The sequence below is a fragment of the Hahella ganghwensis DSM 17046 genome (genome assembly GCF_000376785.1).
In the GTDB taxonomy this organism is placed as follows: domain Bacteria; phylum Pseudomonadota; class Gammaproteobacteria; order Pseudomonadales; family Oleiphilaceae; genus Hahella; species Hahella ganghwensis.
This window is the reverse complement of sequence record NZ_AQXX01000134.1, coordinates 116,512-128,197: the sequence shown is the minus strand read 5'-3', so window position 1 is coordinate 128,197 and position 11,686 is coordinate 116,512. Positions and strand designations below refer to the sequence as shown.

The window sequence follows — 11,686 nt, the reverse complement described above, 5'->3', positions numbered from 1 at the left end:
CAACATCATAAGGCGAGAAGCATCGATTGCGGCGGTAAGCTTTGATCGAGCCCCGTCTGACATTCGCTTCAAACCAGTGTGTGATTATATTGCTGTTCAGTTAATTGTGATGGCGGCTTCCAATCCGATATCTGGAACAGGTCGGCGCTTGTCAGAGTTAAGATCGGGAATTAGTAGTCTGTTTTTGGAGAGGCGTCCGAGGCCTACGACACCTCGGACGGTTAAGATATCAAAGACCCGATATCCAGTAGATCGCAATGCTGCTCCTCTTAAGTGAACAGCATTGCGCCAAACGGCGGGTTTTTCGTATACTTTAAAAACAGGCCCGGTCACCGAACTCCTTTCAGATACAGACAATAAAACATGTGCTGTTTTAAAGTTTTCAATGACTACCAAGTTAAATTTGACACAAAACGATATTTGATCACTCTACGCTAGATGTCAAGAGCCTTTACCCTTCTATCACCACCTCAGCTCTCATGAAATCCACGCAGTTTCCGGTCAGGAACACTCGATCACCCTGCAGCCGACAGTGTAGCGTCCCTCCCCTTTTTGAAAGCTGGCGCGCGACAAACAGCTCTTTTTCCTGCGCCGCAGCCCAGTAAGGAACAAGCTCACAATGCGCAGAACCGGTAACGGGATCTTCATTGACTCGCAATTTTGGGAAAAAGGCCCGGCTGACAAAATCGTGGCGATCTCCTTTCGCTGTCACAATGACTCCTCTCAGATCCAGATCAAGCCAGGCGGCAAAGTCAGGTTCCAGATTCCGCAGCGCTTCTTCCGAGTTCAGCACTACAATATAGTCAAATGCCGCAAGAACTGTTGCAGGGGTGTCACCTAAGCCTCGCAGCAAGGCCTCGGGCGCCTCAACCGGCTCCGGTTCAGACGCAGGGAAGTTCATGCAGTATCCTTCTGGCGTGCGTTTGACAGACAACTTTCCGCTTCGACTGGAAAACTGAATCTCATCTTTAAGGTATTTCAGGTGAGTAAAGATTACATGGGCAGCCGCCAGGGTCGCATGCCCACAGAGATCAACCTCAGCTTCTGGCGTAAACCAACGTATTTCCGCACCGCTATCCGACATCACAAAAAATGCGGTTTCCGACAGGTTATTCTCTTCAGCTATCGCCTGCAGTAAGCAGTCTTCCGGCCACACATCGAGTGGGAAGACAGCTGCTGGATTGCCCTCAAATTGTCTGTCGGCGAAGGCGTCCACTTGATACATCGTGGTTTTCATACAAATCATTCCTTGGGTTTCTGTAGAGGATACATAGGATTGGCCAAACTCTTGAGAGCCGCTCACAAGAGCTATTCAAACGTCATATCGCAACAGTTTTCTACTGGCCAAGCAGAAAAGCACCGGGATCCAGATAAAAGGCTTTCTTGTAGCCCTGCGTTGAGGAATCCATTGCCCATGGGGCGGGTATCATCCTCAGGATAGAATAATGAAGATGGGGAGGCTTCCCCTTTGCATTTCCAGAATCTCCCAGTTTACCAATGGTTTCACCTGAAGTGACAGGCTCAAACATCGATGTCTTTCTGGAATCCAGGTGGGCATAGTAATGGATCCGCCACTTTGGCCCGAGGATCACCACAACCTGCCCACCTTTTGCGATGGTTCCTGAAAAAACCACCAGGCCATCGACAGCAGAAACCACATCAACACCCTGATGGCCAAATATATCGATTCCCTTATGTACCCCAGATGATCCCCAGGGCTCATACCAGAATGTATCCTGATTCCAATCCGCTGAGGTTGCTCCCTTTACCGGCATACTAATCCTTTCAGGCAGGAGATAGCCAAGCACAATAATAATCCCCAGCACCAGCATACTGATTTTTAGCGCCTTCAATATCTCATTCCTTTTTATTCAATCCCCATAAGTCTTACTTGACAAAACACACATATTTTCTAAACCAGGCAAAAACAGCTCGATCAAACTTGACCAATCAAGGGCGAAACTATGCATTAGCTAGATGGCCTTCCCCTATCGCAATATTTACCCGGCCTTCAGACCACTGAAAACAACTTTCTTGCATCAGGTCACTGATTGAATAACACTCTGGAGCTTTCTCTGGTTCATGGAGTTTTTTGTGTCGTTAACCGCTTGGCTCACCATTATTGGAATCTGTTGTCTGGGAGCCATGTCTCCCGGGCCATCACTGGCCGTCGTGCTTAAACATACGCTGTCCGGCGGACGTCGACAAGGCATCACAGCGGCGATAGCACACGGCTTGGGTGTGGGACTGTACGCTTTTATCTGCATCTCCGGATTGGCAGTGGTAATCACCACCTCTGAGTTTCTTTTCACCCTGTTGCAGTGGGCAGGTGCAGGATATCTATTGTGGCTTGGTATCAAAGGGATTTTGAGCCGATCCACCCCTGGGCAGGGTCTCCCGGATGTGCATACACAAACCAGTATGCGAGACGGATTCATGATCGTGTTTCTAAATCCGAAAATCGCCGTGTTCTTTATTGCCTTGTTCAGCCAGGTGGTGGGGACTGAAACCACCTGGCTTGGAAAGGCACTCTATGCCTCCACGGCCATGATCATTGATGGGCTCTGGTATGTCATTGTTGCCTGGATGTTCTCCAATCCCCGCTGGCTGAGGTTATTACAGGAAAAAGCCCAATGGCTTGATCGATTGTTCGGTGTCATCCTGATTGCGCTGGCTGGTAGGCTGGTGTTCGAATTGGTGTGAACCGCACCTGATGTAAAAATCAAAGAGATTTATTCCAGCACCTCTTGCGGTAGCGTTGCGGAGAATCCCCAAAATACTTGCCAAACACTTCGTAAAACCGGGTTATAGAAGAAAAGCCACTGGCAAAAGCAATCGTGGTGACCGACTCGCTGGTAGTCAGTAGCATATTTTCAGCATAACGAATACGCAGGCAGGTTAAGAATTGCACCAAAGACTGACCGATTACCTTCCTGAAAATATTCATTGCGAAGTTTCGGTGCAATCCTACGTGAGAGGCAATATTGTCAACCGTTAAATTCTCGCGGTGATGAGCGGACATGTATAACAACATGTTATAAACCTGCCTACAGGTGCTGTCACGAATAACATCAGACCTGACCGCAATATCGCTTACAGCATGTTGCGACAGCCGCCTTAAATGTAATTTCAGCTCTTCTTGGGCGATTTCCACGATCACCCTGTCTCGCGACTTTACATCACTGATCAACCGCCGGAACTGGCCAAGTTCATGGTCATCCGCCATCGACAAACGCGAGACTTGACTGCAGAAGAGATCCAATTCAAAAGACCTGGAAAGTCTAAGTTCCAGCGCTTTGATCATTGGGACTGTGATGCGTATAACCGTTGAGTTGTCTGCTAACTTGAGAAGGCGTGGACGGCTTTTGCCTAATGACCAGATCATATCACCCGGTTTTAGTGACAATTGTTGATTGTTCGCCAAATACCAACCCATTCCGGCCGTCATGACATCAATTTGGTGGGATAACGCTTCTTCTCCGTGGCGATGACAGCTTTTCGGACCTTGGTCACCCTGATGCTTTTGAGGGCTACGCAAGCATCCGTTGACCATCAATCTTCGAGACTGAAAGACGTCAGGAAACGTCAATTGATTCACTCCATTAACATCAATTTCCTGAATTTTCAGCGAACAGGAAATAGTCATAAATGTCATCGTCTCTTTATTATTCAAACTTGTACCGACCCCCAGCCCCTATACACCCCAAGCGGGGGCGTATAGGGGAGGCAAATTTTTACGGACAGCTGACTCCGGATTAATCCAATAACGTCTTTATCCTTGCCACAATCTGATCCACCGTAAATCCATAGGCGGCGAACAACTCCTGAGCCGGTGCTGATTGAGCAAATTCATTCATACCGATGACCTTGCCATCCGTCCCCACTATCTGATACCAGGGAGTTGGCTCTCCGCATTCAACGTCCACTCTATTCTTTTGCGAAGCCGGTATTACAGATTCCCGGTATTCCGCACTCTGTGCAAGAAAACGTTCCAGGCACGGCATGGACACAAGTCTGACAGAATGACCTTCATCAGAAATTTTCGCAGCCGCCTGACGACAGAGTTCCACCTCTGACCCCGTCGCAATAAGGACAATTTCCGGCTGATCGCCAAAATCCTGCAGGACGTACCCACCCCGGCAGATATTTTTGACCTGCTCCGAATTTCGAGGCTGCTGGCTTAGATTCTGACGGGAAAGCACCAATGCGGTAGGTCCGTTAATTCGTTCCAGCGCAGAGAACCAGGCCTGTGCGGTTTCAACCTGATCACAGGGCCTCCAGGTCTCCAGGTTCGGAATCAATCTTAAGCTGGCAACCTGCTCAACGGGCTGATGAGTTGGACCATCTTCCCCCAGCCCAATGGAATCATGGGTATAAACCTGTATAGAACGGATGCCCATCAAGGCCGCCATACGTACTGCATTACGCGCATACTCCATGAACATCAGGAATGTCCCCCCGAATGGGACAAATCCGGAATGCAGTGCAATACCATTCATGATTGCCGTCATGCCGAATTCTCTGACACCGTAGTGCATGTAATTACCGCCCGGCGTCTGTTCACCAATAGACTGACATGATGACCAGTCAGTCAGATTGGAAGGTGTCAGATCCGCTGATCCGCCCAACAACTCTGGCAGACGACCCGCCATCATATTCAGTACATTCTGGGAACTCTTCCTTGTCGCAATCGGCTTATCCAAAGTAGACAGTTCTTCCAAACACTGTTGCTTCAGAGCTTTCCAATCTCCGGGCAAATCGCCATGGGTACGCCGAAGAAATTCCGCTGCCAGATCAGGAAACGCCTGTTCATAACGATGAAACTGACCGTTCCACTCAGCCTCCACCAGCTCTCCGGCTTCTTTGGCATCCCAGCTCTCGTAAATATCATCCGGTATATAAAAAGCCTGATGCGGCCAGTTCAGTTCGCGACGAACGTCAGCAACCTCTGCCTCTCCCAAAGGCGCTCCGTGAAATTGATGAGTACCAGCCTTATTGGGAGATCCCTGTCCAATGGTAGTTTTGCAACATATGAGCGTCGGCTTGTCTGTCTCGTTTTTGGCAGCAAGAATCGCCTGGTGAATCTCTTCGCTATTATGACCATCCACCGCTTCAATCACCTGCCAGCCGTATGCTCGGAATCGTGACGGCGTATCATCGGTAAACCAGCCTGATACTTCACCGTCAATAGAGATATTATTATCGTCATAAAAAGCGATCAGCTTGCCCAGCCTCTGAGTACCGGCAATGGCAGCGGCCTCATGAGAGATCCCTTCCATCAGGCAGCCGTCTCCCAGAAACACGTATGTTTTGTGGTCAACGATACAGTGCTCTCCGCGATTAAACTGGGCGGCCAGTACTTTTTCGGCAAGCGCGAAACCAACGGCATTGGCCAGACCCTGCCCCAAGGGCCCTGTAGTGGTTTCAACCCCCGGGGTATGTCGATACTCCGGATGTCCCGGCGTCCTGGAACCAAATTGACGGAAACGTTTCAGCTCATTAATCGGCAGGTCATAACCACTGAGGTGCAGCAGACTGTATAGCAGCATTGAGGCGTGCCCGTTGGACAACACAAACCGGTCCCGATCCGCCCAACCAGGGTTCATGGGGTTGTGTTTCAAGTGGCGCCGCCATAATACTTCGGCAATATCTGCCATCCCCATCGGAGCGCCGGGGGGCCCCGACCCTGCAGCTTCCACCGCATCAATACTCAAAATTCGGACAGCATCGGCCAGTATTTTTCTGGAGCCCGCAGTTTCTTTGAGACAACTCATCTTAGGTTTTCCTTATGTGGATTAAGCTCATTGTTATTTACACCTGAAACTTACTTACCAGCCCTTTGAGCGTGGCAGAAATATCACTCAGATCGCGACTCATGGCGGCAACATCGTTCACGCCCTTCAGAGACATCTCACCGGACTCCGAGATAGACACAACACTCTTGTTAATGCTCTCGGTCACAGCCGTCTGCTCTTCTGAGGCACTGGCGATCTGGGTATTCATTTTGCTGATGACCGACACCGCTTCCGCGACCGACAGTATTGATTCACCTGCCAGCCTTGCCGAATCTGCGGATTTCACCCCACTGTCTTTACTCGCCTGCATGACCTCAACAGCTTTTGAGGAACCTGACTGCAGTCGCTCGATCATGTCCTGGATTTCATGGGTGCTGTCCTGCGTCTTTCCAGCCAGAGCTCTCACTTCATCGGCAACCACGGCAAACCCACGCCCAGCCTCACCGGCGCGTGCAGCTTCGATTGCCGCATTCAAGGCCAGCAGATTGGTCTGCTCAGCGATTCCCCGAATTACGTCCAGAATAAACACAATATCGATCACATGCCCTTCCAATTCCGTGATCACTTCAGCCGCTTCATCAATCTCCCGTGACAGGCCTTCAATCGATCCAAGCGCATCGCGGACGGTTTCCTGGACCCGGTTACCGGATTCATCTGCCTTCTGTGCAGCTTCTGCGGCCTGCAAAGCATTACCGGCAATTTCCTGGGCCGCCGCAGACATTTCATTAATTGCGGTGGCCACCATCTCAGTTTCATGCTGCTGTGTCGCCACAGTGGTACTGCCGTCTTCCGCGATTTTGGCCATACTGCCAACAGAATTTGAGAGAGACTCTGCCGAATTGGTAATTTCTGACACCAGACCATGTATCCGCTCTACAAAACTGTTGAACTCGCCGCCCAGTTCACCCAGTTCATCTTTACGCTGCGCGTTCAGACGCTTGGTCAAGTCTCCATCCCCCATGGCGATTTCATTTAAAGACTTACTGGTTTCCCGGATGGGACGAACGATCGAACGACTCAGGAAATACCCCACGACACCACCAATCAGAATCACCACAACGACCGTCAATGCAGAATAGAGAAGCGTATTTTTCTGCAATGTCGTAATCTCGGCGACCGTCTCCTCCATTGTGATTTCGTTCAGCAGAGACCAGCGTTTCCCAAACACCTCCAGAGGTTCATAGGCGCTCAGAACCCGCTGCCCCAGGTAGTTCTCGGCCACCAGCGTACCGGACTGACCATCCAGTGCCGCCTGAACCGGACGGGTTTTTACCTCGTGGAGAGCGGCATTGGATTGCAAAGTCTTCATTTTCTTAACAACATTGTCAGCGACGCCCTGGTCACTCAGAGAACCCGCAAAGAGGTCCGGAGACTCTAATAACATTCTGCTGGAACTCCTGGGTTTGTAATCAGCACCGACCAGATAGGTCTCGCCGGTGTGTCCCAGCCCTGATTTTTCCCTGCCGGCGCCATAAGTCACGAGTGACGTGATTTTTTGCGATGACAGTTCGAATATCAGCACTGCGGCTCGCTCACCACTTTCGTTAAACACAGGAGTAGAGAGGAAGGCAACCGGAATACCATAAGTCGCGGGATAAGGTTCAAAATCCACAAAGGCAATTTGACCACTTTCCAGCTTGGAGGCCTGATCATAGGCATTCGCCAGTCTGGAATCGGCATAGGCTCCGGACTTCAAAGAAGTTGCAAAGTCGAGGTATTTACGGGTGGAATACACCACATTGCCTTCTTCTGCGTCGACGATCATCAGATCATTCAACTCAAACCTGTCCAGGAACTCTTTGAAATAGGGATGAAACTTCTTATGAGTTCGGGTGTAGGAGGTTTTATCCGGCGTTTCCAGGAGCTCATCTTTTTGATCAAAGCGGTTAGGATTCTTCGCCACATATTCCGCCTGCAAAGCCACCGCAAATTCCGTCATGCCGTCGACAATCTGTTTCCCCTGAAGGGCGCTACCCGGATTCAGCGCCCTGAACTGCTTTTCAACGTCATTACGGTAATAATTCTTCAGCCCGGCTATCTGGCTGTCCCGATCTTTTCTGCCGACAAAAAAGGAGTAGGCCTTAAACGAGGAGGAGAACAGTTGTGACGCATCCATAATGATTTTGGATTGCGCCATATTCATGATCTGATTTTCCAATGAATCAAAATACTGATTCAGTGACTGCTTGGTGACATTACGCAATGAAACCATTTGATCGCTTCTGGCCGTGAGCAATGAGTCTTCCATGGCTTTTGAGGAGTACAGGTTCAAAATGGCTGCTGTACTGAGTGCCGCCAATGTCGCAACGGTCACAACACTGGTAATGACTTTAGATGCAATCTTCATCGGGTATACCTCTTTTGGTATAAATGTTTATGACACACCGCATACCTTTGCTGTGATTGCCCCTTCGCTTTTTCAGGTTTCATTTCTTTTTTATATTTCAGTTCCTGGTGGTTCTGCCTTTTGGCGGACCACTCAATTTTTGTTAGTGATCTGTACGCTAACCTGCTGCCAGCCATTCCCGGGTCACATGACCCGCCCTTCCTTCCATGCCCTGAGTAATTGTTCGTAGGGCACTGTCACTCCCGGAGGTTTTTCGTTTTTCAATTTGGGCTTAGGTGCTCCGGGCTGCTGCAGCCAATACTGCTCGCCTTTCGTCTCACTGGCCTTTCTGATCCGGGGACCGCATTTAATTAGTTCGGATTTACGTTGAATTACCGCCAGGGCGCGGCCCTGCTTTTCTGCCAGATGATCAAGGGCGTCCTTGGCTGATACTTCACCGGAAACCGCATCGCCGATCGTCTGCCACCAGTAGTTGGCAAGCTTGGGATAATCGGGAACATTGGGTCCGGTCGGTGTCCAGGCCTTACGGGCCGGACTCAGGTAAAATTCGACCAGACCGCCTAATCGCGGTGCCAATTTCTGCATGGCAGGGGATTTGAGGTCTGATTCACGAATAGGTGTTAAACCGACCAGCGTTTTTTTGAGAGATACCGTTTTGGCAACAGTGAATTGCGCGTATAGCCAAGTTGCTTTCTGCCGAGTGGACGTCATGTTGCGCGGTATCGTCCAGGCACCGACATCCTGATATCCAAGCTTCATACCATTTTGCCAGTAGGCGCCCCTGGGAGAAGGAGCCACACGCCATTTCGGCGTACCGTCCTCGTTCACAAATGCAAGGCCCGGCTTGGTCATATCAGCGGTGTAAACGGCATACCAGAATATCTGTTGGGCGATATTGTTCCCGTTTGTATGATAGGCCACCGCTTCGTCCTGGGTCATATCGATCGCACCCGGTGGCGCAAAACGCTTGAGCCAGTCAATAAACTTTTCTAGTGCATATACCGAAGCCGGACTGTTGGTTGCTCCTCCACGCGCCACACTGGACCCCACCGGATGACAACCTTCAATTCGTATTCCCCATTCGTCGACCGGCTTACCATTGGGAAATCCCGGGTCGCCCATGCCTGCCATGGAGAACCAGGCATCCGTAAACCGCCAACTCAGGGAAGGATGGCGCTGTCCATAGTCCATATGCCCATAGACACGCTCACCATCGATGTTCTTCACATGATGAGTAAAGAAGTCGGCAATGTCCTCATAGGCAGACCAGTTGACGGGAACTCCGAGTTCATAACCATAAATCCTGCGAAACCGCTCTTTCAGTTCTGGGCGCTGAAACCAGTCATAGCGAAACCAGTAAAGATTGGCGAATTGCTGGTCCGGCAATTGATAGACTTTGCCGTCAAGCCCCGTGACAAAGCTCATGCCAATGAAGTCATCAATATCCAGTGTCGGGAGCGTGACGTCTCTGCCCTCGCCTTTCATATAGTCATCAAGAGCCAGCACTTTTCCGGACCTTGAATGGGTACCAATGTTGTCCGAATCGTTGATAAAAGCATCGTAGCGATGCTGGTCGGAAATAAACTGAATCCAGAGTTTCTGGACCACATCTCCCTCCGGCGCGAGTTCATGATTCACCGCAATTCCGGTGATATCAGCAAAAGCCCGTGTGAGCATTTCGGCTTCATATCGATGTGTCGTGATCGGCTCTGAGAGAACATTTAATTTCATACCACGAAAAGGTTCAGCGGCTTTGGCGAACCAACTCAACTCTTCAATCTGTTGCTCTCGTGTGATGGAAGAGTCTTTGAATTCCGTGTCCACCCAATGCTCAATGCGAGCTAGTGTCTCCGCATTGATCTGGTCGCTGACACCTGCTGCAGACAGGCCAGAGAGTGGTAGTGTCGCTAAAGTGGCTGCGGCGATTGTCACTTGAAGTATTATTTTTATGGCATTCATCATTTCACCTAAAATCGCGTTATTTGAGCGATACAAAGCAGTCGAGCACTTCTTGAGGACGAGCGAAGCCCTGCCCGGCTGTCCTCGGGGCACATATCAGGAGTATCAGGAACCAGTTACCGGTGGTGGCGAATATCGCTGGGCCATTTTTCTTGAATCAATGACCGATCCGGTCTGGACAGTGTTACCTTCGGGTATGGCTTCCCTAACCCATAGTATATGTAGTGATTACCAACTGAAGCCTGCGGCGTTCTTACGATCAATCAGCTTAACGTCCACAGGTACCGACGCGGGCACTTTGGCGCCCCAGAATTTGGCAAGGGCAATCGCCAGTCCCAGCCTGACCTGATCGCGGGGATATTGGGCAGAGGTAGCAATAAACTTGGAGCCGGGTTTCATCAGGGCTTTGATGGCTTCCGGATGTCCATCCACACTCACCAGTTTCACATCCTGACCACTGGCTTCGATGGCCGTCAGCGCTCCTAACGCACCGGTATCATTGACGCTGAACAAACCATCCAATCCAGGATTAGCCTGCAGCATGTTTTCAGTTGCATTCATGGCTTTGTCCCGCTCTTGTCGGCCATTCTGGGTGCTGACAATCTTGATATTGGGATATTCTTTCATGGCATCATTAAACCCTCTTACCCGCTCAAGAATGGGAACGACTGGGATACCGTCAAGAATGGCAACTTCGCCTTTACCGCCCAACTTTTCTGCCAGGTATTTTCCAGCCAGGTAGCCGGCATCGTAGTTTTTCGATCCAACGAAAGAATCCAGGGGACCTTCAGCCTGCGCATCAACCGCGACCGTAATCACACCCGCTTCATGGGCAGTAATAACGGCGGATTGTATGCCGACCGAATCAGTGGGGTTCAGCAAAAGAATATCCACACCGCGCTGCAACATATCTTCAACATCACTGATTTGTTTGGAAACATCATGGCGGGCATCAGTAATGATCACTTCCGCCCCCATAGACTTGGCGGCACTCTCCAATGCTTCTTTCATGGTCACGAAATAAGCATTATTGAGCTCCTGGAAGGACATACCGATCTTGATCTTGTCAGCCTGAACAGGCCCGGCCAAACCTAAAGTGAGCGCGATTCCGCTTACGACAGCGAGGACTTTATTTTTTTTTTAAGGCAAACATAGCTTTACCCTTTGTTATTTTTAGAGGTTAAACACCTGATGCCAGAAATGTTGACGTTTACATTCAGTTTATTCAAAAAACCCGAGATGTTCGGGCTATCCTGAATCAGATACGAATAATCTGGTATTTAGCGTCCACCCTCAGCCAAAATGTTAACGTTGACATTACGACAACCACTCATGCCAGCAAGTGCTGTATTTTTATTTTTAGCACCAGTTTTTGGCTATTGCAACCTTTAATAAATTTGACCGGCAAATTGAAAAGTTGAGAAACTTTGAAGATATCTCTTAATTTTTAGATAGTTAGAGGGCATCACAAATAAGTAACATCACTTACATAGAATAAAAATTTACATATATGCAGCAAACAGGCACGATGGTCTGACAATCTGAAAAAAGCTCACAAAACGGCTAAATATCCAACAGGTTTTGG

At 49.7% G+C, this 11,686-nt stretch carries 8 protein-coding genes and 1 pseudogene; 2 read left to right on the top strand and 7 right to left on the bottom strand.

Annotated elements, in window-relative coordinates; all coding sequences use genetic code 11:
* Nucleotides 1–277 (top strand): annotated as a pseudogene (locus tag F566_RS36460) (IS4 family transposase); the annotation flags it as partial.
* Nucleotides 278–451: 174 nt separating this feature from the next.
* On the opposite strand, the gene F566_RS0123515 reads toward F566_RS36460, so the two are convergent.
* Nucleotides 452–1,237 carry a PhzF family phenazine biosynthesis protein gene (locus F566_RS0123515; RefSeq protein ID WP_020409485.1) on the bottom strand — a complete coding sequence of 262 codons (786 nt, stop codon included), beginning with the start codon at nt 1,235–1,237 and terminating at the stop codon, nt 452–454.
* Between the two features lie 100 nt (nt 1,238–1,337).
* Nucleotides 1,338–1,853, bottom strand: a complete 516-nt coding sequence (locus F566_RS0123510; RefSeq protein WP_245555292.1) for a M23 family metallopeptidase — start codon at nt 1,851–1,853, stop codon at nt 1,338–1,340.
* 241 nt (nt 1,854–2,094) lie between these two features.
* Between F566_RS0123510 and F566_RS0123505 the strand changes: the two genes are divergently transcribed.
* Nucleotides 2,095–2,703, top strand: a complete 609-nt coding sequence (locus F566_RS0123505) for a LysE family translocator (RefSeq protein WP_026180269.1) — start codon at nt 2,095–2,097, stop codon at nt 2,701–2,703.
* 19 nt (nt 2,704–2,722) lie between these two features.
* Here F566_RS0123505 and F566_RS0123500 read toward each other — a convergent pair whose 3' ends face one another.
* The 5 genes from F566_RS0123500 to F566_RS0123475 all read right to left on the bottom strand — a co-directional run bounded on the left by F566_RS0123500 (nt 2,723) and on the right by F566_RS0123475 (nt 11,151).
* Complete coding sequence (locus F566_RS0123500) at nt 2,723–3,655, bottom strand: helix-turn-helix domain-containing protein (RefSeq protein WP_020409482.1); 933 nt, start codon at nt 3,653–3,655, stop codon at nt 2,723–2,725.
* A gap of 100 nt (nt 3,656–3,755) precedes the next feature.
* Nucleotides 3,756–5,774, bottom strand: coding sequence for a transketolase (gene tkt, locus F566_RS0123495; RefSeq protein ID WP_020409481.1), 2,019 nt, complete (start codon nt 5,772–5,774; stop codon nt 3,756–3,758).
* Between the two features lie 37 nt (nt 5,775–5,811).
* Nucleotides 5,812–8,142, bottom strand: a complete 2,331-nt coding sequence (locus F566_RS0123490) for a methyl-accepting chemotaxis protein (protein ID WP_020409480.1) — start codon at nt 8,140–8,142, stop codon at nt 5,812–5,814.
* Between the two features lie 183 nt (nt 8,143–8,325).
* Nucleotides 8,326–10,101, bottom strand: a complete 1,776-nt coding sequence (locus tag F566_RS0123480; RefSeq protein ID WP_020409478.1) for an ABC transporter substrate-binding protein — start codon at nt 10,099–10,101, stop codon at nt 8,326–8,328.
* A 228-nt stretch (nt 10,102–10,329) separates the two neighbouring features.
* Nucleotides 10,330–11,151: an ABC transporter substrate-binding protein gene (locus F566_RS0123475; RefSeq protein ID WP_245555291.1), complete on the bottom strand. Its 822-nt coding sequence runs from the start codon at nt 11,149–11,151 to the stop codon at nt 10,330–10,332.
* Nucleotides 11,152–11,686: the final 535 nt, after the last annotated feature.

What these genes read in the sequence shown, in the direction of transcription:
- F566_RS0123475 (WP_245555291.1), bottom strand. Translation starts at nt 11,151, where the DNA reads ATGTCCTTCCAGGAGCTCAATAATGCTTATTTCGTGACCATGAAAGAA.
- F566_RS0123515 (WP_020409485.1), bottom strand. Translation starts at nt 1,237, where the DNA reads ATGAAAACCACGATGTATCAAGTGGACGCCTTCGCCGACAGACAATTT.
- F566_RS0123480 (WP_020409478.1), bottom strand. Translation starts at nt 10,101, where the DNA reads ATGAATGCCATAAAAATAATACTTCAAGTGACAATCGCCGCAGCCACT.
- F566_RS0123490 (WP_020409480.1), bottom strand. Translation starts at nt 8,142, where the DNA reads ATGAAGATTGCATCTAAAGTCATTACCAGTGTTGTGACCGTTGCGACA.
- F566_RS0123500 (WP_020409482.1), bottom strand. Translation starts at nt 3,655, where the DNA reads ATGACATTTATGACTATTTCCTGTTCGCTGAAAATTCAGGAAATTGAT.
- tkt (WP_020409481.1), bottom strand. Translation starts at nt 5,774, where the DNA reads ATGAGTTGTCTCAAAGAAACTGCGGGCTCCAGAAAAATACTGGCCGAT.